General features: G+C 71.2%; 19 protein-coding genes and 1 pseudogene. 10 read left to right on the forward strand and 10 right to left on the reverse strand.

What is annotated here, in order from left to right:
• The first annotated feature begins 171 nt into the window (after positions 1 to 171).
• The 4 genes from galE (at position 172) to idi (ending at position 4456) form a co-directional block, all read left to right on the forward strand.
• Positions 172 to 1155 (forward strand): UDP-glucose 4-epimerase GalE, encoded by a 984-nt coding sequence (gene galE / locus ACWFR4_RS04935; protein WP_453650864.1) that lies wholly within the window; start codon positions 172 to 174, stop codon positions 1153 to 1155.
• Between the two features lie 165 nt (positions 1156 to 1320).
• A complete protein-coding gene (locus ACWFR4_RS04940) occupies positions 1321 to 2253 on the forward strand; it encodes a cation diffusion facilitator family transporter (RefSeq protein ID WP_453650866.1) in 933 nt (310 codons plus the stop codon).
• A gap of 240 nt (positions 2254 to 2493) precedes the next feature.
• The gene (locus ACWFR4_RS04945) at positions 2494 to 3747 is read left to right on the forward strand and encodes a GNAT family N-acetyltransferase (RefSeq protein WP_453650868.1); all 1254 of its coding nucleotides are present in this window, start codon (positions 2494 to 2496) and stop codon (positions 3745 to 3747) included.
• Between the two features lie 115 nt (positions 3748 to 3862).
• Positions 3863 to 4456 carry an isopentenyl-diphosphate Delta-isomerase gene (idi, locus tag ACWFR4_RS04950; RefSeq protein ID WP_453468574.1) on the forward strand — a complete coding sequence of 198 codons (594 nt, stop codon included), beginning with the start codon at positions 3863 to 3865 and terminating at the stop codon, positions 4454 to 4456.
• Positions 4457 to 4465: 9 nt separating this feature from the next.
• On the opposite strand, the gene ACWFR4_RS04955 is transcribed toward idi, so the two are convergent.
• Positions 4466 to 4972 carry an ATP-binding protein gene (locus ACWFR4_RS04955; protein ID WP_453468575.1) on the reverse strand — a complete coding sequence of 169 codons (507 nt, stop codon included), beginning with the start codon at positions 4970 to 4972 and terminating at the stop codon, positions 4466 to 4468.
• A gap of 306 nt (positions 4973 to 5278) precedes the next feature.
• Here ACWFR4_RS04955 and ACWFR4_RS04960 point away from each other — a divergent pair, with 306 nt between their 5' ends.
• The gene (locus tag ACWFR4_RS04960) at positions 5279 to 6037 is read left to right on the forward strand and encodes an enoyl-CoA hydratase/isomerase family protein (protein ID WP_453468573.1); all 759 of its coding nucleotides are present in this window, start codon (positions 5279 to 5281) and stop codon (positions 6035 to 6037) included.
• Between the two features lie 15 nt (positions 6038 to 6052).
• Here ACWFR4_RS04960 and ACWFR4_RS04965 read toward each other — a convergent pair whose 3' ends face one another.
• Positions 6053 to 6688 (reverse strand): DJ-1/PfpI family protein, encoded by a 636-nt coding sequence (locus ACWFR4_RS04965; RefSeq protein ID WP_453468572.1) that lies wholly within the window; start codon positions 6686 to 6688, stop codon positions 6053 to 6055.
• The gene (locus tag ACWFR4_RS04970; RefSeq protein WP_453468571.1) at positions 6685 to 7710 is read right to left on the reverse strand and encodes a GlxA family transcriptional regulator; all 1026 of its coding nucleotides are present in this window, start codon (positions 7708 to 7710) and stop codon (positions 6685 to 6687) included. The genes ACWFR4_RS04965 and ACWFR4_RS04970 overlap by 4 nt, the downstream gene beginning before the upstream one ends.
• A 173-nt stretch (positions 7711 to 7883) precedes the next feature.
• Here ACWFR4_RS04970 and ACWFR4_RS04975 point away from each other — a divergent pair, with 173 nt between their 5' ends.
• Together ACWFR4_RS04975 and ACWFR4_RS04980 are read left to right on the forward strand one after the other, a co-directional pair.
• On the forward strand, positions 7884 to 8759 hold the full coding sequence (locus ACWFR4_RS04975; RefSeq protein WP_453468570.1) for an SCO6745 family protein: 876 nt from the start codon (positions 7884 to 7886) through the stop codon (positions 8757 to 8759).
• A 100-nt stretch (positions 8760 to 8859) separates the two neighbouring features.
• The gene (locus tag ACWFR4_RS04980) at positions 8860 to 11361 is read left to right on the forward strand and encodes a Tex family protein (RefSeq protein WP_453650870.1); all 2502 of its coding nucleotides are present in this window, start codon (positions 8860 to 8862) and stop codon (positions 11359 to 11361) included.
• Between the two features lie 131 nt (positions 11362 to 11492).
• Here ACWFR4_RS04980 and ACWFR4_RS04985 read toward each other — a convergent pair whose 3' ends face one another.
• Positions 11493 to 13136, reverse strand: a complete 1644-nt coding sequence (locus ACWFR4_RS04985; protein ID WP_453467433.1) for an ABC-F family ATP-binding cassette domain-containing protein — start codon at positions 13134 to 13136, stop codon at positions 11493 to 11495.
• A 68-nt stretch (positions 13137 to 13204) separates the two neighbouring features.
• Positions 13205 to 14230: an oxidoreductase gene (locus ACWFR4_RS04990; RefSeq protein ID WP_453467435.1), complete on the reverse strand. Its 1026-nt coding sequence runs from the start codon at positions 14228 to 14230 to the stop codon at positions 13205 to 13207.
• 110 nt (positions 14231 to 14340) lie between these two features.
• On the opposite strand from ACWFR4_RS04990, the pseudogene ACWFR4_RS04995 reads away from it, so the two are divergent.
• A pseudogene (locus ACWFR4_RS04995) lies at positions 14341 to 14565 on the forward strand (amino acid oxidase); the annotation flags it as partial.
• 25 nt (positions 14566 to 14590) lie between these two features.
• Here ACWFR4_RS04995 and ACWFR4_RS05000 read toward each other — a convergent pair.
• The 3 genes from ACWFR4_RS05000 to ACWFR4_RS05010 all read right to left on the reverse strand — a co-directional run bounded on the left by ACWFR4_RS05000 (position 14591) and on the right by ACWFR4_RS05010 (position 19578).
• The gene (locus ACWFR4_RS05000) at positions 14591 to 16204 is read right to left on the reverse strand and encodes a BCCT family transporter (protein ID WP_453651400.1); all 1614 of its coding nucleotides are present in this window, start codon (positions 16202 to 16204) and stop codon (positions 14591 to 14593) included.
• Between the two features lie 108 nt (positions 16205 to 16312).
• Positions 16313 to 17599 carry a M14 family metallopeptidase gene (locus ACWFR4_RS05005; protein WP_453467437.1) on the reverse strand — a complete coding sequence of 429 codons (1287 nt, stop codon included), beginning with the start codon at positions 17597 to 17599 and terminating at the stop codon, positions 16313 to 16315.
• A gap of 11 nt (positions 17600 to 17610) precedes the next feature.
• Complete coding sequence (locus ACWFR4_RS05010; RefSeq protein WP_453650872.1) at positions 17611 to 19578, reverse strand: Xaa-Pro dipeptidyl-peptidase; 1968 nt, start codon at positions 19576 to 19578, stop codon at positions 17611 to 17613.
• A 192-nt stretch (positions 19579 to 19770) separates the two neighbouring features.
• Between ACWFR4_RS05010 and ACWFR4_RS05015 the strand changes: the two genes are divergently transcribed.
• Entirely contained in the window at positions 19771 to 21261 is a 1491-nt protein-coding gene (locus tag ACWFR4_RS05015; protein WP_453467441.1) for a M1 family metallopeptidase, read from the forward strand.
• Positions 21262 to 21296: 35 nt separating this feature from the next.
• Here the strand turns inward: ACWFR4_RS05015 and ACWFR4_RS05020 are convergent, their stop codons facing one another.
• Positions 21297 to 22160, reverse strand: a complete 864-nt coding sequence (locus tag ACWFR4_RS05020) for an oxygenase MpaB family protein (RefSeq protein WP_453650874.1) — start codon at positions 22158 to 22160, stop codon at positions 21297 to 21299.
• Positions 22161 to 22384: 224 nt separating this feature from the next.
• Here ACWFR4_RS05020 and ACWFR4_RS05025 point away from each other — a divergent pair, with 224 nt between their 5' ends.
• Positions 22385 to 24055, forward strand: coding sequence for an IS200/IS605 family accessory protein TnpB-related protein (locus ACWFR4_RS05025; RefSeq protein ID WP_453650876.1), 1671 nt, complete (start codon positions 22385 to 22387; stop codon positions 24053 to 24055).
• Here the strand turns inward: ACWFR4_RS05025 and ACWFR4_RS05030 are convergent.
• Positions 24052 to 24378, reverse strand: coding sequence for a hypothetical protein (locus ACWFR4_RS05030; RefSeq protein ID WP_453650878.1), 327 nt, complete (start codon positions 24376 to 24378; stop codon positions 24052 to 24054). The two genes, ACWFR4_RS05025 and ACWFR4_RS05030, sit on opposite strands and share 4 nt — an antisense overlap.
• Between the last annotated feature and the right edge of the window lie 25 nt (positions 24379 to 24403).

Below are 24403 nucleotides of genomic sequence, written 5' to 3' on the forward strand. Positions count from 1 at the left end.
TCGGCAGAGGCTATCGGATGATGAGAAGCGGACGTTCACCGCCCGTTTACGGCCCGATAAGAGCGGTCTGAGTGTGCGCGACCGCCCCGTCATCATTGTCGATCAAGGCCCCGCCCCACAAACTGCCGCTCGCGCGAGGGCACATACGGGCACGGCCTAGGGTGGTCGACCATGACATGGCTGATCACAGGTGGAGCGGGTTATATCGGGGCACATGTGGCGCGGGTGATGGCTGCCGCCGGTGAGGACGTGGTCGTCGTCGACGACATCTCGACCGGGGTGGCCGAGCGGCTGCCGTCGGACATCGAGCTGGTCAGGGGCTCGGCCCTGGACCCCGAGCTGGTGAAGCGGGTGTGCGCCGAGCACTCCGTGACCGGTGTGGTGCATCTCGCGGCCCGCAAGCGGGTCGGGGAGTCCGTGGAGCGGCCCGAGCTCTACTACCGCGACAACGTGGGCGGCCTGGCGGTACTCCTGGACACGGTCGCCGCGGCCGGCGTGCGGCGCTTCGTCTTCTCCTCGTCCGCGGCCGTGTACGGCAATCCGGATGCGGACCTCATCACCGAGTCCACCCCCTGCGCGCCGATGAGCCCCTACGGCGAGACGAAGCTGGCGGGCGAGTGGCTGGTGCGGGCGGCCGGCCGCGCGCACGGCATGGCGACCGCGTGCCTGCGCTACTTCAACGTGGCGGGCGCCGCAGCCCCCGAGCTCGCGGACACCGGCGTCTTCAACGTGATCCCGATGGTCTTCGACCGGCTGAGCCGCGGCGAGGCCCCCCGGATCTTCGGCGACGACTACCCGACGCCGGACGGCACGTGTGTACGTGACTATCTGCACGTCGCCGATCTCGCCGAGGCCCATCTCGCGGCCGCGCGCCGGCTCACGGAGCCGGGCGCGACGGGCGACCTGACATTGAACATCGGGTCCGGCGAGGGCGTCTCCGTACGCGAACTGGTCGACCTGATCTCCGAGGTCAGCGGCGACCCGCGGGCGGCCGTGGTCGAGCCGCGCCGCGCGGGCGACTCCCCGCGTGCGGTGGCAGTCGCGGAGCGCGCGGCGGAGGAGCTCGGCTGGGCGACGAGCCGCGGGGTGCGCGAGATGGTCGAGTCGGCGTGGGCGGGCTGGCGGCTGCGGCACCCGGAGACCTCCGGCAACTGACCTTCCCGACGCCCTGACCTGCACCCATTTCCGCAGGTCAGGGCACATGACAACGGTGTTCAGTGCAGTGTTTGCAGATACCCCCTACCCGTAGTTCACTGTGATCGCGGGGGCGGGCGCGCCGCTCACGGGGGTGCGCCGAGGAACGGACGGAGGGCGGTTTCCATGGGGGCCGGACACGATCACGGGCACAGTCACGCGCCCACGGGCACAGCCTCGGCCGCGCATCTGGGCCGGCTGCGCATCGCGCTCGGCATCACGCTGACCGTGATGGTGGTCGAGATCGTCGGCGGGGTCCTCGCGGACTCGCTCGCCCTGGTCGCGGACGCGGCACATATGGCGACCGACGCGCTCGGCCTCGGCATGGCGCTGCTCGCCATCCACTTCGCCAACCGCCCCGCGAGCGAACAGCGCACCTTCGGATTCGCGCGCGCCGAGATCCTGGCCGCGCTCGCCAACTGCCTGCTGCTGCTCGGCGTCGGCGGCTATGTGCTGGTCGAGGCGATCCAGCGGTTCATGGAGCCCGCCGAGACCGAAGGCGGGCTGACGATCATCTTCGGCGTGATCGGTTTCGTCGCGAACATGATCTCGCTGTCGATCCTGGTGCGCGGCCAGAAGGACAGCCTCAACGTGCGCGGCGCCTTCCTCGAGGTGGCCGCCGACGCGCTGGGCTCGGTCGCCGTGATCGTCTCGGCGACGATCATCCTGACCACCGGCTGGCAGGCCGCCGACCCGATCGCGTCGATCGCCATCGGCCTCATGATCGTCCCGCGGACCGTGAAGCTGCTGCATGAGACGCTGAACGTGCTGCTCGAAGCGGCTCCGAAGGGCGTCGACATGGCGGAGGTGCGCGCGCACATCGCGGGCCTCCCCGGCGTTCTGGACGTCCACGACCTGCACGCATGGACGATCACCTCGGGCATGCCCGTCCTGTCCGCGCACGTCGTCGTGAGCTCGGAGGCCCTCAACGCCATCGGGCACGAGAAGATGCTGCACGAACTCCAGGGCTGCCTCGGCGTCCACTTCGACGTCGAGCACTGCACGTTCCAGCTGGAGCCGGTCGGACACGCGGAGCACGAGGCGAAGCTCTGCCACTGAAGCCGCTGCTTCTTCGATGGCGGGCCAGTGTCTTCGATGGCGGGCCAGGCGCGCACGCTGCGTGCTACGTTGGCCATGGATCTTTGAGGAGGTGGGTTGATGACTGTCGTCGCGGTGAGTGCTGCCCCGCGCAGCGACAGGTGCATCCCCATCTCCCGGGCCACCGGCTGACCCTCCCCCTCCCCTTTTCGGTTGTCGGGGTGTGCGTCGGCGGGCCCTCACACCCAAGGGTTCAAACCGTTGACAGACAACGTCGTACGTGACGCCTTCTTCGCCCTGCACCACGGACTTCCCCGGCAGGGCCCCGGCTCCGACTCCACCACCCTGCGGCTCCTCTCCCTCGTGGGGCCGCTGCCCGAGCGCCCGCGCGTGCTCGACCTCGGCTGCGGCCCCGGCCGCTCCGCGCTGCTCCTGGCCGCCGAGACCGGCGGCGACGTCACCGCGGTCGACCTCCACGAGCCGTTCCTCGACGAGCTGCGCGCCGCCGCGAAGGCGCGCGGCCTCGCCGACCGGATCCACCCGGTCAACGCCGACATGGGCGAACTCCCCTGTCAGGATGCTTCGTTCGACCTGATCTGGGCCGAGAGCTCGGCGTACTCCATCGGCTTCGACACCGCGCTCCTGCGGTGGAAGCGGCTGCTCGCTCCTGGCGGCTCGCTCGTGCTCACCGAGTGCGAGTGGACCACCGCCGATCCCTCCCCCGAGGCACGCGCCTTCTGGGAGCCGCACTACGCGCTGCGGACGACCGAGGGGAACCTCCGGGCCTGCACCGGCGCCGGGTACTCCGTGCTCGGCGTCCACCCGCAGCCCGAGTCCGACTGGGACGAGTACTACGGCCCGCTCACCGAGCGCGCCGACGCAGCGGACGCGGGGGCACCCGGCATGGCCGAGGCCGTCGCGGGCGCGCGCGCCGAGCTGGCGATGCGGCGCGACCACGGCGAGGAGTACGGCTACACCGGCTATGCGCTGCGCCCCGCGGCGTCCTGGCCGACGCGGCCGGAGTCGGCCGCCGACGTCGCGGCCGTGCACGCCGTGAACGCCGCCGCCTTCCCGACCGAGGCGGAGGCCGACCTGGTCGGCGCCCTGCGGGCGGACGACGGTGCGTGGCTGCCGGGTCTGTCGTACGTCGCCGAGGCGCCGGACGGCACCGTGGCGGCGCACGCGCTGATCACCCGGTGCCTGGTCGGCGGCACGCCCGCGGCGGCCCTGGCACCCGTCTCGGTACTTCCGCGATACCAGCGCACGGGCGCCGGTTCGGCCGTCGTCCGCGCGGTGCTCGACGCGGCACGCGCGCGTGGGGAGCGGCTCGTCCTCGTGCTCGGGCACCCGGAGTACTACCCGAGGTTCGGCTTCGCTCCCGCCTCCGGGTACGGCATCCGGCCCGGCTTCGAGGTGCCCGACGAGGCGATGATGGCGCTCGTCCTGGGCGCGGCGGACGGTTCCTGGCAGGTGCCGCAGGGCACGATCACCTACCCGGCCGCTTTCGGCGTCTGACCCTGTGCATGTCCCGCCCGGACCTCCGGGCGGGACATGCGGGCGCTGCCAAGTGCCGGGACTGTCTGTCCGGTACGGCAGACTTGGGGTTCGAGGACCGAAGCGAAGGATGGGTATGCCGACCACACCTGCCACCGCGGCGAACAGCTCGTCGAACGGCACCGGAGAAGCGATCTTGCTGGAACTCGTGGACGAGGACGGCAGGACGATCGGCACGGCGGAGAAGCTCTCCGCGCATCAGGCGCCCGGACAGCTGCACAGAGCGTTCTCCGTGTTCCTCTTCGACGAACAGGGTCGGCTGCTGCTCCAGCAGCGCGCGCTCGGGAAGTACCACTCCCCCGGCGTGTGGTCGAACACGTGCTGCGGGCACCCGTATCCGGGCGAGGCGCCGTTCGCCGCGGCCGCCCGCAGGACGTTCGAGGAGCTGGGGGTCTCGCCCTCGCTGCTCGCGGAGGCGGGGACGGTGCGGTACAACCACCCGGACCCGGACTCGGGCCTGGTGGAGCAGGAGTTCAACCACCTGTTCGTGGGGATGGTCCAGGCGCCGCTGCGGCCGGACGCCTCCGAGGTGGGCGAGACCGCGTATGTGACGGCGGAGGACCTGGCCCTGCGGCACGCCCAGGGGCCGTTCTCGGCCTGGTTCATGACCGTGCTGGACGCCGCGCGGCCGGCGATCCGGGAGCTGACGGGGCCGTCCGCCGGCTGGTGAGTCCGCCGCTCAGGCGTCAGCGGGTTTGAGGGGCAGGGCGGCCCAGATCACCTTGCCCCCGCTCGCCGTGTGCTCGACGTCGCACACCCCGCCCGCCTCACGGGTGACCTCCCGTACGAGGAGGAGTCCGCGCCCGCCCGTCTGCCCGTCGGTGGCCTCCAGGGCGGTCGGGCGGTAGGGGTGCTCGTCCTCCACGGAGACGCGCACCCACTCGGCGCCCACGGCGACCTCCACCGCGAGGACGGGCGAGAGCAGGACCGCGTGCCGCACGGCGTTGGTGACCAGCTCAGAGACGATGAGCAGCAGCCCTTGGACCAGGTCGTCGGAGGCGGGTACGCCCTGACGGACCAACAGGTCACGGACGGCGTGCCGGGCCTGCGGCACGGACGCGTCGACGGCCTGCGCCGTGAAGCGCCAGACCCCCTCGTACGGCAGCGGACTTCCCGGTTCCTGGTCGGGGGTCACTCCCCCAGTGTCTTGAGGACGCGGGCGGGACCCCCACCCCTGGTCGCTCATCGTCCGGTCGCCGCCCTTGCGCTCGATTGTCACCACGCATCGAGTGTTGGGAATCCACTGGTCCGTACCGAATGACTGACCAGAAGTCAGCGAGTATCGACGCAATTTGACCATTGGCGTATGACAGCGTCAGATGTGCGACTGATCCTGCCGCTCTAGTTCTCTCTTCCATGGCTATTCAGGTTGTACGTGTTTGGAGTCGCCGTCGGCCGTCATGAGCCCGGCGACGCGTCGGCCGCCGAGCGCCTCCTCGCGGGCCACCCCTTCCTGGTCGTACGTTCGAGCGCTGCGGATAGCATCCGGCGCATGTCGCACACACCGCCGCAGCTCACGCACTCGGTCACCGACGGCATCGCCACCGTCGTCATCGACCACGCCGCCAAACGGAACGCCATGACGGACGGCATGTGGCGCTCGCTCCCGCCGCTGCTCGCCCGGCTCGAGGCCGATCCGGCGGTGCGGGTGCTGATGCTGACCGGGGCGGGCGGGACGTTCTGCGCGGGCGCCGACATCTCCGCGCTCGGCGGCTCGGGGTCGCGGGCGCAGGAGCTCGCGGTCGCGGCCGAGGAGGCGCTCGCGGCCTTCGCCAAGCCGACGCTGGCCGCGGTGCGCGGGTACTGCGTGGGCGGGGGCTGCCAGCTGGCGGCGGCCTGTGACCTGCGGTTCGCGGCCGAGGATGCGCTGTTCGGGGTCACTCCGTCGAAGCTGGGGATCGTCTACCCGGCGGGCTCGACGCGCCGCCTCGCCTCCCTGGTAGGACCCGCGACGGCCAAGTACCTGTTGTTTTCGGGCGAGTTGATCGGTACGGAGCGTGCTCTGCGGACCGGGCTCGTGGACGAGGTGCTCGCCGGGGACGAACTGGACAAGCGCGTCGCTGAGTTCGCGCGGATTCTCGGTGAGCGTTCGCAGCTGACGCAGGCCGCGGCGAAGGAGTTCGCCGACGGGCGCGTGGACCGGGCGGCGCACTGGGCCGAGCAGGCGCGCGGAAGCGGCGACACCGCGGAGGGCGTCGCCGCGTTCCTGGAGCGCAGGAAGCCGCACTTCACGTGGACCACGTCAGGGTGAAGCAGGATTCTTGGGCTACGTCAGGAAAAAGCGGCTCTCCGCGCGGAACTTCTCGACGAGGTGCGCGGGGGCCTTCTCGGGCGAACCCGCGTCGTAGGGCGGCTGCGGGTCGTACTCGGTGAGCAGCTGTACCGCCTGCGCTTGCTCGTCGCCCGCGATCCTGCCGACGAGGGTCAGGCCCATGTCGATGCCGGAGGAGACCCCGGCGGCGGTGACGTACTTGCCGTCGACGACGACCCGCTCGCCCGTCGGCTCGGCGCCGAACTCCTTCAGGGTGCCGAGCGCCAGCCAGTGCGACGCCGAACGCCGGCCTTCGAGCAGGCCGGCCGCGGCGAGGAGCAGCGAACCGGTGCACACGGAGGTCGTCCAGGTGCTGGTGGCGTCGGCGGCGCGCAGCCAGTCGAGCAGGACCTCGTTCTCCATCTGCGTGGACTGGCCCGGGCCGCCGGGAACGACGACGATGTCCGGGTCGGTCAGCTCTGACAGCGCCTTGTCGGCGGTGAGGGCGAGCCGTCCGGTGTCCGACCGCACGGGCCCGGTCCGCTCGGCCACGAAGGTGAGGTCCGCGTCGGGGAGCCTGCCGAGCGTCTCGTAGGGGCCGACGGCGTCGAGCGCGGTGAAGCGGTCGAAGAGGACGATGGCGATCTTCATCGAGTGCCTTTCGGTCGGGGTGTGCGGGGTTCGGACGGGCGCCGGCCCGGCGTACGGGGTCCAGGCACGCAAAAGCGGCGGCGGTACTCGGCAGGGGACGCGCCGAGCGTTCTGGCGAAGGCGCGGCGCATCGCTTCGGGGGTGCCGTAGCCGCAGGTGCGGGAGATCTCCTCGACACCGTCGGAGGTGTCCTCCAGGAGGCGGCGCGCCTGTTCGAGACGGACCAGATCGACGTACCGGCCGGGGGTCATTCCGGTCTCCGCCTGGAAGGCGCGGGCGAAGTGGCGCGGCGAGAGACGGGCGCGGGAGGCGAGCGACTCGACGGACAGGTCGTCGTCGGGGTGCTCGGTGATCCAGTGCTGGATCTCGCGCAGCGGCTCACGCCGCGCGGTCTGGGCGGAGAGCTGGGCGCTGAACTGGGCCTGGTTTCCCGGGCGCCGCAGGAACACGACGAGGTGACGGGCGACCGTCAGCGCGGTGTTGCGGCCGTGGTCCTCCTCGACGAGCGCCAGGGCGAGGTCGATGCCCGCGGTGACGCCGGCCGAGGTCGCCACGTTCCCGTCGCGTACGTAGATGGGATCGGGGTCGACCTCGACGGCGGGGTGGTCGCGGGCGAGGCGGTCGCAGTACGCCCAGTGTGTGGTCACCCGGCGGCCGTCGAGCAGGCCCGCCCCGGCGAGCAGGATGGCGCCCGTACACACGGAGACGAGACGCTCTGCGCGCGGGCCGTGCTCCCGCAGCCAGGCGGTCAGGCGCGGATCCGGGCGGCGCGTGCCGCGGCCGCCGGGGACGAGGAGCGTGTGCGGGGCGGGCGCGTCGGCCAGTGCGTGGTCCGGGACGAGCGTGAGCCCGCTGGACGTGCGGACGGGACCGCCGTCGAGGGAGGCGGTGCGGATGCGGTACGTGTCCGCGGGGCGCGGCCCTTGGCAGAGGGCGGCGCCGGCGAAGACCTCGGCCGGGCCGGTCACGTCCAGGCTCTGGACATCGTCGAACAACAGGATGAGCACGGTGCGGGCGGCCATACGGCCAGTCTTCGGGCACGGCACGATGGCCGCAATGACGAGTACCCCACCTTTCCTGCCATCGCGGGCCGGGAGCGGTGGGAGCGGTCCGGCCGGCGGCTCGGCGAACGGTTCGGCGAATGGTCCGCGTCCCGCACGTTCCGTCCGTACCAACCAGTCGGTAACGTACTCGCATGACGACCTCCCCTGCCCCAGACCCGCGCGCCGCCCGCCGCTGCCACAACATGCTCAATCCGTTCCACTCGATGCACTACTTCTCGCCCGACCTGGGCAAGGAGCTGGGCGCCGTCGGGATCACCCACCGCAGCGCGGCGTACTTCGCGGCCCGCGCGGCGGCGATGGGGGCCGTCGGCGCCGGGACCGTGACGGCGACGTTCTACAACTTCAAGCACGAGCTCGTCGCCGAACACGTGCCCGCGGTGTGGGAGACGGCCTCCCCGGAGACGGTCCTCGCGGCACGCGCGCGTGCCGTCGACTCGACGCTGCGCAGGCTCCTGGGTGACGAGATCCTGGCCTCCCCCGAGATGGCCGAGGCCGCCGCTCTCGCGCTGCAGGCCACGGAGGCCTGCACCCGCCACGCCCGGCCGCTCTACGCCGCCCACGCCGACCTGCCCGTGCCCGAGGAGCCGCACCTCGCGTACTGGCACGCCGCCACGCTGCTGCGCGAACACCGCGGCGACGGGCACCTGGCCGCGCTGCTCGCCGCCGACCTCGACCCGGTCGAGGCGCTGGTGAGCCATGTCGCGACCGGCAAGGGCATGGCCCCGAAGTGGCTGCTCGCCACGCGCGGCTGGACCCGCGAGGACTTCGACGCGGCCGCCGACCGGCTCCGGGAGCGCAAGGTGCTCGACGCGCAGGGCGAGTTGACCGAGCTCGGGGTGGCACTGCGCCGCGACCTGGAGGCGCAGACCGACCGGCTCGACCGGGAGCCGTACGCGCACCTGGGCGAGGCGGGCGTGGCCCGGCTCACGGAGCTGGCGGGCGGTTTCATGGGTACCGCACTCGCCGCGGGCGCGTTCCCGGCCGACCTGATCGGCAAGGCAGCCTGAAAGGCCACCGGGCGCCGGCAGGCCGGTGGGCTGCCCCCCGTTGTCGGCGCCACCTGCCACAATTGCCGCGCACCCTCAGTTGAGAAGGCGGTACGGCATCGTGGCAACACCCAGCGCAGGCCCCATCACGGGGTCCATCGAAGGCAGGATTGCCGAGGAGCTCGGCGTACGGGAGCGGCAGGTGAAGGCCGCGGTCGAGCTGCTCGACGGCGGTTCGACGGTCCCGTTCATCGCGCGCTACCGCAAGGAAGCGACCGAGATGCTCGACGACGCGCAGCTGCGCACGCTCGAGGAGCGGCTGCGCTATCTGCGGGAGCTGGAGGAGCGGCGTGCGGCGGTCCTCGACTCGGTCAGGGAACAGGGCAAGCTGACCGACGAGTTGGCGGCGCAGATCATGGCCGCCGAGACCAAGGCGCGCCTGGAGGACATCTACCTGCCGTTCAAGCCGAAGCGCCGCACCAAGGCGCAGATCGCGCGTGAGGCGGGGCTCGAGCCGCTGGCGGACGGGCTGCTCGGGGACCCGACGGTGGAACCGGCCGCCGCGGCGGCCGCGTTCGTCGACGCCGACAAGGGCGTCGCGGACGCGCAGGCCGCGCTCGACGGCGCCCGCGCCATCCTCACCGAGCGGTTCTCCGAGGATGCCGACCTGATCGGCGAGCTGCGTGAGCGCATGTGGGGCCGGGGACAGCTGGCCGCCAAGGTCCGCGAGGGCAAGGAGGAGGCGGGCGCCAAGTTCGCCGACTACTTCGACTTCTCGGAGCCGTTCACCGCGCTGCCCTCCCACCGGATCCTCGCGATGCTCCGCGGCGAGAAGGAGGAGATCCTCGACCTGACCCTGGATCCGGAGGAGCCGGGGGACGCGGCCGGGGGCCCGTCCTCGTACGAGCCGATCGTCGCGGACCGGTTCGGGATCAGGAACCAGGGGCGGCCCGGGGACAAGTGGCTGTCCGACACGGTGCGCTGGGCCTGGCGGACCCGCATCCTGGTGCACCTCGGCCTCGACCTGCGGCTGCGGCTGCGCACGGCGGCGGAGGACGAGGCCGTGCAGGTCTTCGCGGCGAACCTGCGGGACCTGCTGCTCGCCGCCCCTGCGGGCACGCGCGCGACGCTGGGCCTCGACCCCGGCTTCCGTACGGGCGTGAAGGTCGCGGTCGTCGACGCGACGGGCAAGGTCGTGGCGACGGACGTCATCCACCCGCACGTGCCTGCGAACCGGTGGGACGAGGCGCTGGCCAAACTGGCCCGTCTCTCCCAGGAGCACAAGGTCGACCTGATCGCGATCGGGAACGGCACGGCGTCGCGCGAGACCGACAAGCTCGCCGGTGAACTGATCACCAAGCACCCGGAGTTGAACCTCACCAAGGTGATGGTGTCGGAAGCGGGCGCGTCGGTGTACTCGGCGTCGGCCTTCGCCTCGCAGGAGCTGCCCGACATGGACGTGTCGCTGCGCGGCGCCGTGTCGATCGCCCGCCGCCTCCAGGACCCCCTGGCCGAGCTGGTGAAGATCGACCCGAAGTCGATCGGTGTCGGCCAGTACCAGCACGACCTGTCCGAGGTGAAGCTGTCGCGCTCCCTGGACGCGGTCGTCGAGGACTGTGTGAACGGCGTGGGCGTGGACGTGAACACGGCGTCCGCTCCCCTGCTCTCCCGCGTGTCCGGCATCGGCTCGGGCCTCGCGGAGAACATCGTGGCGCACCGCGACGCGAACGGCCCGTTCACGTCCCGGAAGGGTCTCAAGGACGTGTCCAGGCTGGGCCCGAAGGCGTACGAGCAGTGCGCGGGCTTCCTGCGGATCCGTGGCGGCGACGACCCGCTCGACGCGTCGTCCGTGCACCCGGAGGCGTACCCCGTGGTCCGTCGCATGGTCAAGACGACGGGCGGCGAGGTCGCGTCCCTCATCGGGAACGCAGCGGCGCTGCGGTCGCTGAAGCCGGCCGAGTTCGTGGACGACACCTTCGGTCTGCCGACGGTTTCGGACATCCTGAAGGAGCTGGAGAAGCCGGGGCGCGACCCACGTCCCGCCTTCAAGACGGCGACCTTCAAGGACGGCGTCGAGAAGATCTCCGACCTGGCCTCCGGGATGGTCCTCGAGGGTGTCGTGACGAATGTGGCGGCATTCGGCGCGTTCGTGGACGTCGGTGTGCACCAGGACGGGCTCGTGCATGTGTCCGCGATGTCGAAGACGTTCGTGAAGGACCCGCGGGACGTCGTGAAGCCGGGTGACATCGTCAAGGTGAAGGTCCTCGACGTGGACATCCCGCGCAAGCGGATCTCGCTGACGCTCCGCCTTGACGACGAGGCGGCGGCGGGCGAGCCGGGCGCCGGGGGCGGAGCAGGTGCCGGTGGCGGTGGCGGCCGCCGGGAGCGTGGCGGGCGCCCGCCGCAGCAGCGAGGGCAGCAGCGCCAGGGCCAGGCACAGGGCGGTCAGGGTCAGGGCGGCCAGGGCCGACGCCAGCAGGGCCAGGGTCAGGGTCAGGGTCAGGGTCAGCGGCAGCAGTCCCAGGGGCAGCGGCGTGGTGGCGCGTCCGCGCCCGCGCCCGCGAACAGCGAGATGGCCGAAGCGCTGCGCCGCGCAGGCCTGCTCAACCCGAAGGGGCGCTGACACACCCGGGGCCGGTCACCACGCAGGTGACCGGCCCCGGGCGCCACGCCGACGCGGTCGGCTCACGTCAGCCCCGCGCCACGCGTGGGCCCACGCGCCACACGTCGGCCCACGCGCCACACCGCAGAAGGTCAGACGGACAGCTCCGTCACTTTGCCGTTGGCGACCTCCAGCCGCCGCTGCGTCCTGACGGCGTCCAGCATCCGGCGGTCATGGGTGACGAGCAGGAGCGTGCCCTCGTACGAGTCGAGCGCCGACTCCAGCTGCTCGATGGCGGGCAGGTCGAGGTGGTTGGTCGGCTCGTCCAGGACGAGCAGGTTGACGCCGCGGCCCTGTAGCAGCGCCAGCGCTGCGCGGGTGCGCTCGCCCGGCGACAGCGTGGCCGCCGACCGCAGGACGTGATCGGCCTTCAGGCCGAACTTCGCGAGCAGCGTGCGCACGTCGGCCGGCTCGGTGTCCGGCACGGCCGCGCAGAACGCGTCGAGCAGCGACTCCGAGCCGTGGAACAGGGCCCGCGCCTGGTCGACCTCGCCGACGACGACACCGGAGCCGAGCGTCGCGTGCCCCGCGTCCAGGGGCACCCGGCCGAGGAGAGCGCCGAGCAGCGTCGACTTCCCGGCGCCGTTGGCCCCGGTGATCGCGATGCGGTCGGCCCAGTCGATCTGGAGCGAGACCGGACCGAGCGTGAAGTCGCCGCGCCGCACCTCGGCGTCGCGCAGCGTGGCGACGACGGCGCCGGAGCGCGGCGCCGCCGCGATCTCCATGCGCAGCTCCCACTCCTTGCGCGGTTCGTCCACGACGTCGAGGCGCTCGATCATGCGCTGCGTCTGCCGGGCCTTGGCCGCCTGCTTCTCGCTGGCCTCGCTGCGGAACTTGCGGCCGATCTTGTCGTTGTCCGTGGCCTTGCGGCGGGCGTTCTTGACACCCTTGTCCATCCAGCCCCGCTGCATCTGGGCGCGGCCTTCGAGCGCGGCCTTCTTGTCGGCGTACTCGTCGAACTCGTCGCGCGCGTGCCGTCGGGCGACCTCGCGCTCCTCCAGGTACGCCTCGTATCCGCCGCCGTAGAGGTTGATCTCCTGCTGGGCGAGGTCGAGCTCCACGACCTTGGTGACGGTGCGGGTCAGGAACTCACGGTCGTGGCTGACGACGACCGTGCCCGCGCGCAGCCCGCGCACGAAGGACTCCAGGCGCTCCAGGCCGTCCAGGTCGAGGTCGTTGGTCGGCTCGTCGAGCAGGAACACGTCGTAGCGGGACAGCAGCAGCGAGGCGAGACCCGCGCGAGCGGCCTGGCCGCCGGAGAGCGAGGTCATCGCCTGGTCGAGGCCGACGCCGAGGCCGAGGGAGCCGGTGATCTCCTCGGCGCGCTCGTCGAGGTCGGCGCCGCCGAGGTCGAGCCAGCGCTCCAGGCTGACGGAGTAGGCGTCGTCGGCCCCCGGCGCCCCGTCGACGAGGGCCTGGGTGGCCTCGTCCATGGCACGCTGCGCGGCGTCGACGCCGGTGCGCCGGGCGAGGAACTCGCGCACGGTCTCGCCGGGGCGGCGTTCCGGCTCCTGGGGCAGGTGCCCCACGGTCGCGCCGGGCGGCGAGAGCCGCAGCTCGCCCTGCTCGGGGGTGTCGAGGCCGGCGAGGAGTTTGAGGAGCGTGGACTTCCCGGCGCCGTTGGCGCCGACGAGCCCGATCACGTCGCCGGGCGCGACCACGAGGTCGAGCCCGGAGAACAGGGACCGGTCGCCGTGCCCGGCGGCGAGGTTCTTGGCTACGAGAGTGGCAGTCATCAGACCGCCGATTTTAGCGAGCGGGCGGACCCCTACGCCCGCCGCTCCCCGTCAGCGCAAGACCCCCCTCACCGGGCCATGGGCGCCACCAGCACGCTCCCCGTGGTGCGGGCCACGACGAACGACTCACCCCTGGTCGCCTTCGGGTCGAGCGCGATGCGGTGGCGGCCCGGTTCGAGTACGGCGTCGAAGACGTCCTCGGCGTGGGTGCGGTAGAGACGGTCGAGGCGGTACGCGGTGAGGCGGACCCGGCAGGCGGAGGTCACCTCCAGGCCCGCCTCCCCGTCGGCGGCGACGAGGCGGGTGAGGCGCCGCTGCGGGACCGCGCGGCGGTCCAGGGCGCTCTCTATCTGGGCGACGAGAAGCGGGATGATCGGGGCGAGACCGTCCACGTACGCCGCCTCCGCACCCGCCCGCTCGAACTGTTCGCGCACCGCGGCCCGGTCGGACTCGCTGACGGCGCGCCCGAAGGCGACCGCGCCGTAGGTACGCAGTTCCTCGGGCGGCACACCGGCCGCGTCCTGGGTGATCTCGGCGCCGATGCCGATCGTGCGCAGAGCGGCGGCGAGTCTGGCGAGGACGGCTACGCGGGCCCCGATGAGCAGGACACGGCGGGCCGGGGCCGGCACCGCGGCGCCGTCGAGCAGCGGCCGCAGGGCCTCGCGGTACACGGTGCCGTGGAAGCGGAAGGGGCCTATGCCGTGATAGCCGTTGAGTTCCAGGTCGGCTTGCTCCTCGGTCTGCCAGGCGAAGTCGCGCCAGATGACGTCGGGCCCGTCCGCCTCGATGACCGCGGTGACGGCCCCGCATTCGAGGCCTTCGCACTCGGGGCACCCGTAGATGACGTAGCGGCCGCCGGGCAGCGGCGCGTCCGCTTCGAGGAGCAGGCTGCGGACGTGGGCCGTGAAGATCGCCGGCGGGATGTCGGAGGCGAGCGGGGAGACGGCGTCGAGGTCGGAGAGCTGGAACAGCAGCGGCGAGCCGTTCACGATGAAGTCCAGGAACTCCCGGTGGACTTGGTAGTCCCCGTTCGTGAGAACTCCACCGGCGCGCATGGCCGGTGCCAGGCCGAAGGTCGTGTACTCGGCAGACATGTCCTGAGTATTCCCACCCAAGTGCTGATGTGAGCACGGCATGACTCATTCCGCTACGGTCCGCTCGTGGAACCCGATCCCGCCGAGGCACAGCGATCGTGGCGCGGTGTGCGGCGGTGCGGTGTGCGGCGGTGCGGCCCGAGGTAGCGGGGGCGCGGGTCGTCGGGCACCGGGTGGGGCTGCGGCGCTGCGGCCGACGCGGCCCGAGGTGCGGGTCGAGCGTGAACGGGTGCCGTGGGGCGGGGTGTCGGTCCACGACTGCGGCCACGGCGGGGCCGGTGTGACGGTCGCCTGGGGGCTGCGCCCAGGAGGCGACCGGGCTCGCCGTCTCCTGAGTGCTTCGACCGCACAGACCGGGGGCTAGCCGATCGGGTCGCCCTCACGCTCCGTGCCCTGGCCCGGCCCGATCCGGATCTCGAAGTCGCCGTCGTACTGTTCGTGTCCGGCGACGACCGCCGCCTCGACGGCCTCGACGCCCTTGTCGCCGCGGACGATCAGCGGGTCGTGGCGCAGGTCCCGCATCAGGGCCACGCACATCCCGATCATGACGAGGGTGAAGGGCGCGGCGACGAGGATCGTCAGGTTCTGCAGGCCTGTCAGCGCGTTGCCCGAGCCGTTGCCGATGAGGAGCATCACGGCGGCGACGGCTCCGGTGACGACGCCCCAGAAGATGACCACGAAGCGGCCGGGTTCGAGGGCGCCCTTCTGCGAGAGGGTGCCCATCACGATGGAGGCCGCGTCGGCGCCGGACACGAAGAAGATCCCGACGAGGATCATCACGAGCAGGCTCGTCGCGGTGGCGATGGGGAACTCGTGGAGCACGCCGAAGAGTTGGGCCTCGGGGGTGGAGGCGTTGCCGAGTGCACCGTCCTCCTTCAGGTTCATCGCCGTACCGCCGAAGACCGCGAACCAGATGAGGCTGACGGTGCTGGGGACGAGGATGACGCCGCCGACGAACTGCCGGATCGTGCGGCCCTTGCTGATGCGGGCGATGAACATGCCGACGAACGGCGTCCAGGAGATCCACCACGCCCAGTAGAAGACCGTCCAGCTGCCCAGCCAGGCCGCGACGCCCTTGCCGCTGGACGCCTCGGTCCTCCCGACGAGCTGCGGCAGGTCACCGAGGTACGCGCCCAGGGACGTGGGCAGCAGGTCGAGGACCAGGATCGTCGGCCCGGCGATGAACACGAACACGACCAGGATCAGCGCGAGGACCATGTTGATGTTGGACAGCCACTGGATACCCTTCTCCACCCCGGACACCGCCGAGGCGACGAAGGCGACGGTGAGGACCGCGATGATGGTGACGAGGAGCCCTGTGCTCGCCTTGTCCATCCAGTTGAGCACCTCGAATCCGCTGCCGATCTGCAGGGCGCCGAGGCCGAGGGACGCGGCGGAGCCGAAGAGCGTGGCGAAGATCGCGATGATGTCGATGACGCGGCCCCAGGCCCCGTGCGCGTGCCGCTCGCCGATCAGCGGTACGAAGACGGAGCTGATGGTCTGCCGGCGACGGCGTCTGAACGTGCTGTAGGCGATGGCCAGTCCGACGACGGCGTAGATCGCCCAGGGGTGCAGCGTCCAGTGGAAGAGGGTCGTGGCCATGGAGGTCTCCATGGCCTGGGCGGAGTCGACGGGCTGGGTGCCCGGCGGGTGCCTGGTGTAGTGGGCGAGGGGCTCGCTGACTCCGTAGAACATCAGGCCGATGCCCATGCCGGCGCTGAACATCATGGCGACCCAGGAGACGGTCCTGAACTCGGGCGTCTCGCCCTCGTCGCCCAGCGTGATCTTCCCGTACCGGCTGATCGCCAACCAGAGCGCGAAGACGACGAACCCGGACGCGGCCAGCATGAACGCCCAACCGGCGTTGTGGATCAGCCCTTTGAGGAGGCGTGTCGAGACGTCCTCAAGGGAGTCGGTGGCGACGGAGCCCCAGATGACGAACGCCACGGTGAGTGCGGCTGTCACGCCGAACACCACCCGGTCGGTCGCCGGACTCCGTCGCCCCGTCGCCTCCGCGGCAGGTTTGATTTCGGGATTATTCACCCCTCAGGGCCTACCACAAATGGCGTGAATGCCCCGGATTCAGCAGGTTGTGTCGGGTTCCCCCTCAATGAGGTGATACGGAGCACGCGCGTCGAGGAGCAGTGTCACGAGCGCCCTTTCGGACTGGCGCAGCGGCACGAACACCCCTTCCCCCGCCCGGTCCTTGCGCACGGTGATCCCGTGCAGCGCCAGCTTGTCCTTCACGGCCGCGTACTTAGCCGCGTCGAGACGGTAGCCGCACGGCGGATTCTGGATGATCTCCGCGGGTTCGGCCGGGTCGTTGTCCGCGCCACCGACGTAGACGGGTCCGCGGTCGCGGAATCCGGCCACGCGGGCGGCGCCGGTGGCCGCCTCGATCCTGCCGCGATGCTGGTCGGTGAACGTGAACAGGCCGCCGAGCGCGGCCAGTTGGCTCTTCACCCGGCGCCGGTTGTTGAGCGCCGGGTCGGCCTTCTCCGCGTCGGTCCGGGGGTCGACACGGCTCTCGATGAGCAGTCCGACCGCGTGCTTCACGCCGGAGACATTGCGCAGGATGCGTTCCTGCCCGTCCCCCGCGGTCTGCTTGACGGGCTCACCGGTCACGGGGTCGGTCCAGATGCCGTACGTGCCGGTGGAGTATCCGCCCGAGTTGGCGGCAGGACGGACGTACGCCGTCGAGAGGGTCTCCGCCTCGTCGTGGACCTGGGTGTCGGTGTTGAGGTTGCGCGGCCAGAGGTCGAAGAGGTCCTTGTCGTAGTACTTGGGTGTGGCCCCGTACTCGTGGAGGTCGTAGATCACGTCGGGCTTGCGGTCGCGGATGACGGCGGCCATGGCCCGCGCCTCGGCGGTCTCCAGGGCGATGTGGTCGCGGTTGATGTCGATGCCGTCGGAGTTGCCACGGGTGTTCGCGGCGCGTCCGTCGGGGTTGGCGGTGGGGACGACGAGCAGGGTGGTGCGGGACAGGAAGGCCTTCGTCTGCTTGTCCTTGGCGTAGGCGAGGTCGCGGATCGTGGTGAGACACGCCTCGCGGCCCGACGGTTCGTTGCCGTGCTGGCTGCAGATGAGCAGCACGGTGTTCGCGGTCCGGTGCTCGCCGATGCGGACGAGCTGGACGGGCCTGCCCTGCTTGGTGGTGCCGGCCGTGTCGACGGAGACACGGTCACTGCCCTTGTCGACCGACGCGAGGAAGTCCTGCTCCTCGGGCTGACTGGTCCAGCCGGCTCCGTCGCGCTGCTCGAAGCCGGTCCGCGGCACCGCGGAGGACGCCTGGGCCGGGGCCGTGAGCAGGGGCGCGGCGAGGGCGGCCGCCGTCGCGGCCAGCGCGAGGGTACGGATACGGGGTGTCATCGAGGGCGGTGTCATCGAGCGCTGCCTCCCGGGACGGGGCGGAACGGGCGGGGGTCGGTCAGGCGCTCGGGTGCCGACGTGCGCGGCGCGGCGGTGTGGGTGCCGGCCGTGGCGGACGCGAACGCGTGGGCTCCGCCGACGAACGGGACGCGCGCGGACGTCCTGGCCAGGTCGAGGGTGAGCGTGGGCTTGGTGGACGGCGGGTCGATGAGGTCCTTGTCGGTGCCCGCGACGATCAGCGCGAGGCGGTGGCCCGCCGGCACGACGTGGTCGCTCGGGGCCAGGTCGAGGGTGATGGTGTAGGGCTTGCCCGGGGTGAGTGCCTTGCCCGTGCGGTCGGAGGCGTAGTTGCCGAGGTCGGCCCAGCCGCGGCTGAACACGGTCCGGTCGACGTCGGCGGTCTTGGCCTCGGTCCGCAGGAAGCAGGAGCTGTCGCCGGCCGTGCTCGCGCCCCAGCAGGTGCGGTCGGTGAGCGTGGTGATGCCCTCACCGGCGCCGGCGTAGTCGCGGATGGTGGCCGGGCCGAGGTCGACGAGGACGGCCGAGAGGTGGGCGGTCGTGGTCGACGGCGTGGCGGTGACCGTGACCTTCGACGAGCCGGACAGGCGCAGGTCCTTGCCGAGCGGCTCGGTGATGAACCCGGCCTTTTCCGGCGTCGACTTGTCGATCTGCGCGGCCCAGTCGGTCTCGCTCAGCTTCGGGTCGTCGGTGAACGCCTCCGTGCCCGAGCCGTGCTTCAGACCGAGCGTGCCGACACCGGCCGCGCTGCCCTTGGCGGGGCTCAGACGCACGGAGTCGGTGGTGCGGGGCGGCCAGACACGGTCGGTGGTCCAGTGGTCGGGGGTGCGCTCGATGTCGGCCATCGGCTCGCGGTCCACGCCGTTGTCGTAGCCGAGGAGTTCATGGTCGAACCAGCGGTGGAGGGTGTCGACCCAGGCGCTCCGGCGGGAGTCGAAGGGGTCGACGTGGCCGGTCTGCGCGAGCCAGATCTTGCGGTCGACGCCCGCCTTCGCGAGGGCGTCCCACCACTGGCCGAAGTGCTTGGCGCGGACGTTGAGGTCCTGCATGCCGTGCACGACGAAGACGCTGGCCTTGACCTTGCCGGCGTCGGGCACGTAGTTCCGCTCGTCCCACAGGCCGGTCCAGTCGCCGGTCCTGGGCGCTTCGTCGACAAGTCGCTTCTGCGCGGCGGCACAGCGCGCGCGGGCCTCGGGGCTCTCGACGTAGTCGGACAGCCACTCGGGCCCGCTGTCGTACAGGGGCGCGCCCTGCTGGAAGTAGTAGTCGTACCAGGAGGAGATGCCGCCGATCGGGACGATCGTCTTCAGGCCCTCGACTCCGGTGGCGGCGACGCCGTTCGCGATGGTGGCGTCGTAGCTCTTGCCGATCATGCCGGTTCTGCCGTTGGTCCAGCCGGCCTTGGCGCGTTCGGTGCCCGTGCGGGTGGTGTAGCCCTTGCCGCGGCCGTTCAGCCAGTCGACGACGGCCTTGCCGGACTGGATGTCGGAGCGGCCGCCGACGTCGACACAGCCGTCGGAGCGGTTGGTTCCGGCGAGGTCGACGGCGACGAAGGCGTAGCCGCGCGGCACGAAGTAGTTGTCGTAGAACAGCGGGAACTGGACGACGTTCCCGTGCTCGTCGTACGTCTTCAGCTGGCTCTCGTTGCCGCGGCCGCAGCAGGAGTAGTACGGGCTCGCGTCCATGATCACGGGGACTTTGCGGCCCTGCTGCGCGGGTTCGCGCGGCCGGATGATGTCGACGGCGACCCGGTCGGTCTTCCCGTCTCCGTCCCCGTCGAGCCGGGTGTCGACCCAGACGGATTCACGGATGGCCTTGTCGTACGAGTAGACAGGCTTCGACTCACGGGGCGCGGCGCTCTGGGCGGCCCCGGGAGAGACAAGGACGGCAAGGAGTGCGGCGGTGGCCGCTGTCGCGAGCGTCCTCCACAGGGGGCGCGTGCGTCTCTCAGGTATCGGCATGGGGCGGAAGCTACCCCGGTGAACTCCCTTGCAAAAGAGGGCAGTCCTTGGCGATGAAAGGTCCATGGGACGGATTGGCACATGTCGGCCGAATGGCGATCGTGTGACACGTGAGGCCATGGACATGACCGGGTCGGGAGGGGCTGAATAGGGTCGGCAACAACGTTCACGGCCCTACGACTTGGAGCTTTCGTGTACCGCAGACTCATCGCCCCGGGCGCACTGGCGGCCGCTCTCATGCTGGCGATCCCGGCATCGGCGGCGGACTTCTCCCCTGGGGCTTCGGGCATCGGCGACCCCTACTACCCGGACTACGGGAACGGCGGCTACGACGTCTCCCACTACGACCTGCGCCTGAAGTACCAGCCGAAGACGGACCTCCTGGAGGGCACGGCGACGATCCTCGCCACGTCCACGCAGGACCTGTCGCGCTTCGACCTCGACTTCGGCCTCAAGGTCAGCGAGGTCCTCGTCAACGGCAAGAAGGCCAAGTTCGCCACGTCCGGCGTGGAGGAACTCGAGGTCACTCCGCCGGCGGGCCTGCCCAAGGGATCGACGTTCACCGTCGTCGTCCGCTACGCCGGCAAGCCGTCCGAGGTGAAGCTGTACGGCTTCACGTCCTGGCAGCGCACCCCGGACGGCGGCATCGGGGCGAACGAGCCGGAGTCCGCGGCCTGGTGGTTCCCGTCGAACGACCACCCGCGCGACAAGGCGACGTACGACGTGTCGGTGGCCGTGCCGGACGGGACGCAGGCGATCTCCAACGGCGTGCTCCAGTCGCAGTCGTCGAAGCTCGGCTGGACGCGCTTCAACTGGCGCTCCAACAAGCCGCAGGCGACGTACCTGACCACGCTCGCGGTCGGCAAGTTCGACATCACGACCGACAAGACGGCGGACGGCCTGCCGGTCGTGAACGCGTACAGCAAGGACCTGGGCGACAACTACGGCGCGGCGCGCGCGAGCGTCGAGCGGACCACCGAGGTCGCCGAGTGGCTGGAGACGAAGTTCGGGAAGTACCCGTTCAACGCGCTCGGCGGGTACGTCCCGAACGTGCCGTCCGGCTTCGCCCTGGAGACGCAGACGCGGCCGTTCTACAGCCCGAAGCAGTTCGCGAACGGGTCGAACGTGTCGGTGATCGTGCACGAGCTGGCGCACCAGTGGTACGGCGACAGCGTCTCCGTCGACGGCTGGAAGGACATCTGGATCAACGAGGGCTTCGCCCGCTACAGCCAGTGGCTGTGGTCGGAGAAGGAGGGCGAGGGCACGGCGCAGGAGCTGGCGGACTACACGTACGCGCAGCACCCGGCCGACGACGCGTTCTGGCAGGTCAAGCCCGGTGACCCGGGCGCGGAGAACCAGTTCGACATCGCCGTGTACGACCGCGGGGCACTCGCCATCCAGGCGCTGCGCAACGAGGTCGGCGAGAAGAAGTTCGCCGCGATCCTCAAGGGCTGGCCGCAGGAGCACGCGTACGGGAACGCGAAGGTCTCCGACTTCGTGAAGTTCGCCGAGAAGGTCTCGGGCAAGCCGCTGGCGGGGCTCTTCGACACATGGCTCTACCAGCCGTCGAAGCCGGGCACGGCAGCGGCGCAGCGGGACCGGGTCGCGCGGGCCGGGGTGGCGCCGGCGAAGCCGAAGTCGTGGAAGCAGATCGCCGCGACGAATTCGGTGCACGACCACTGACGCCTGATCGCGCCGTGAGCAGTGGCCTCTCGGGGTCAGCGGGCGCGGGCCGCTTCGGCGGCTCGCGCCCGTCTCGCCATCGGCAGATAGCGCAGGCGCTCCGGCAGGAGCGGCACCACCTGTTGTACGACCGCGCCGAACCGTCGCAGCCTGCGCTCCTGGACCGGGGTCCACGGCAGGCCGATGGCCTCCCGCGCGTCGGGCGGCATCAGCCCGATCGTGAGGAAGCGGCGGAAGCGGGCCAGCGGGGGCAGCAGCACCGGCCACAGTGCGCGCAGCACGAGCCTGACCGGCAGCGGCCCGCGGTCGGGCGGCGGGACCGGCACGTCGACCGCGACGAGTTCACGGACGACCGCCGTCAGCTCGATCTCGTCGGCCAGGACCTTGCGGTAGTAGGGCCAGAACTCCTCGACGGTCAGCGGCATGTCGCGGTCGTGCAGGCCGAGGATCCGGCCGACCTGGAGCCACTCCGCGTAGAGCCGGCGCTCCTGCGCCTCGGTGAAGGGACGGCGGCCGAGGTAGCGCTGGGCCTGGCGGTAGACGGGGAAGCCGGTGGCGTGGACCCAGGCGTAGTTGGCGGGGGTCAGCGCGTGGTAACTGCGACCCCGGGTGTCGGTGCCGCGGATGGTGCGGTGGAGCTGCCGCAGCCGGCGCCCCTCCTCCGCGGCGGCGTCACCGCCGTAGACCCACAGCATCACCGAGCGCAGGGACCTCTCGCCGCGGCCCCAGGGGTCCGTGCGGAACACGGAGTGCTCGTCGACGCCCGCGCCGACCGCCGGGTGGGCGACCTGAAGGGTGAGCGCCGCCGGAAGCGCCAACAGGGACCGCACCTCACCTGCGATGTCCCACAGGATGCCACCGGGCGGGGGCGGCTCCGGATCGGGCTCGTGCTGCTTCATACGGCTCCCCAGCGGTTCCCGGGTGATACGTGATCCAGTATGCGACCCCGGGGCCCGGTGGTGCCGGTCAGGGGTGGCGAACTGTTGGGCTTTGAGCGTGCTTCTACCGCGCAGGAGTGAGCGTGAGTGTGTGGAGCGTGCGGTGGGAACGCAGAATCCTGTGTCGAGTGCGTGACCTTGGTCGGGTGGGGTTCGTTGGGCGGGTGGACTGATGATCGGATTGCGTGAGTGGCTCGCTGGACGGAGTGGGTGGGGTGGCGGGGAAGGCGTTGCGGGTGTTGGCGGCTCCGTTCGTGGCTTCGTCCCCGAGCGGGGTAGCGGTGCGGACCCGTCTCAAGGGCCTGTCCCCAACCGATACCGAGGTGCTCGGTGCGGTGGGGCGGCATTTGGGGTCGTTGGCCGGACGGGATCTGAAGGTCCGCAGCAGGGCTGGGCTCGGTCACGATGCCGGTCAATGGGCGGTGCGTAAGCGGGATTTGAGTGCCCTCTCATCGGCGCGGTGGGCGGGGTCGGTCACCAAGGCCTCGCATGACCAGTGGGCGCTGGCGCGGCGGTGCCTGGCCGCGCATGTCCGGGAGTTGGAGGCGGGCATCACCTGTATCCGGCAGCGCCTCGCGCTGGAGCTGGGCGCCAAGGGCGAGCGGGGCGTGCCGGGCGGGTATCGCTCCCGGCGTGAGTGGCATGCCAAGTCGCGCCGCCTGCGCGTCCTTGAGGACCGTTTGGCCCTGGCGCGGGCGGATTGGGTGGCAGGCCGGGTGCGGGTGGTGCGTGGCGGCAAGCGGCTGGCCAATACCCGGCATCACCTGGATGCGGCCGGGCTCAGCGAGCAGGGGTGGCGCTCTCGTTGGGAGGCGGCCCGAATGTTCCTGTCCGCTGACGGCGAGTCCGGCAAGCGCCTCGGCAACGAGACCATCCGTCTCGATCTTGACGGACAGTTGAGCCTCAAACTCCCCGCCCCGCTCGCCCACTTGGCGAACGCCCCGCACGGCCGCTACGTGCTGGCCGCCCGGGCGGTGTTCGCGCACAGGGGCCAACAGTGGGCGGACCGGGTCGTTGACCACCGGGCAGTTGCGTATCGCATCCACCAAGATGTGGTGCGAGACCGCTGGTATGTGACCGCATCCTGGCAACGCACCCCAGCCCCTACCCTCACCCTGGAAGCCGCCCTGGCAGACGGGACCGTGATCGGCGTGGACACCAACAACGATCACTACGCCGCCTGGCGCCTCGACGTCCACGGCAACCCGGTCGGGCGTCCGGAGCGTTTCTTCTATGACCTGACCGGCAATGCCCTGCATCGGGATGCGCAGATCCGGCATGCCACCAGCCGCCTGCTCCACTACGCGCAACGGTGTGGCGCGAGCGCTATTGCGATCGAGGACCTCGATTTCGCGGACTCCAAGACCCGGGAGAAGCATGGCCGTAACAAGCGTTTCCGCCGTCTGATCTCCCGCTTTCCCACCGCACGGCTGGCTGCCCGGCTCATTTCGATGGCTGCCGAGCAGGGCATCAGCGTGATCGCGGTCGATGCCGCGTACAGCAGTCGGTGGGGCGCCGAGCACTGGCAGAAGCCGACCAGCATCCCCACCCATCAGACCACCCGGCATGAGGCCGCGAGCCTCGTGATCGGAAGGCGCGCCCAGGGATTCGGGGCGCGGCGACGGGCGACACCGCCCCCACGCGACCGGAGAGATCGCATGGGGCATCGGATCGCCCAGGCCGCACTCCGAAACCCCGGACGTGAGGGAGACCGCCCACCCCGGACCGGACCACCACCACCAGCAGTGGTGACGCCACCAGGGAAGCGAAAGCGGCGACCCAGCCCGCCCAACACCGTTCGGGACGGGCGTAGCGAACGAGAGTGGATCTACGACTCACTCCCGCTCACTATCTAGAAACGGTGTGCTTTGCCGCCACTGCCCTGCGACTCACTGCCCAACCGGGACGCCAGGTCGGACGCGAGCTCCGAGACACAGGTGCGCAGGTCCGTCTCGGCGGCGGCGACCGGGCCGCGCGGCACGCCGGTGACGTCCGCGCGGGGCCGGACGGGGGCGCACTGGCAAGGCTGAGGCGGTTGCTCGCGCCCAGGGACGACCGTGCCCTGCGCACCCGCCCACCGCCGCGCCCGGGAGAGGACCCCCGCCGCGAACAGGGCGACCGATGCGCCGACTTGACCCACCTTGAGGTGGAATTCCAGGGGCAGGGGTACCAGGGCCATGCCTGGGACCTACCCGACCACCCCC

This window comes from Streptomyces sp. NPDC055140 (genome assembly GCF_053607285.1).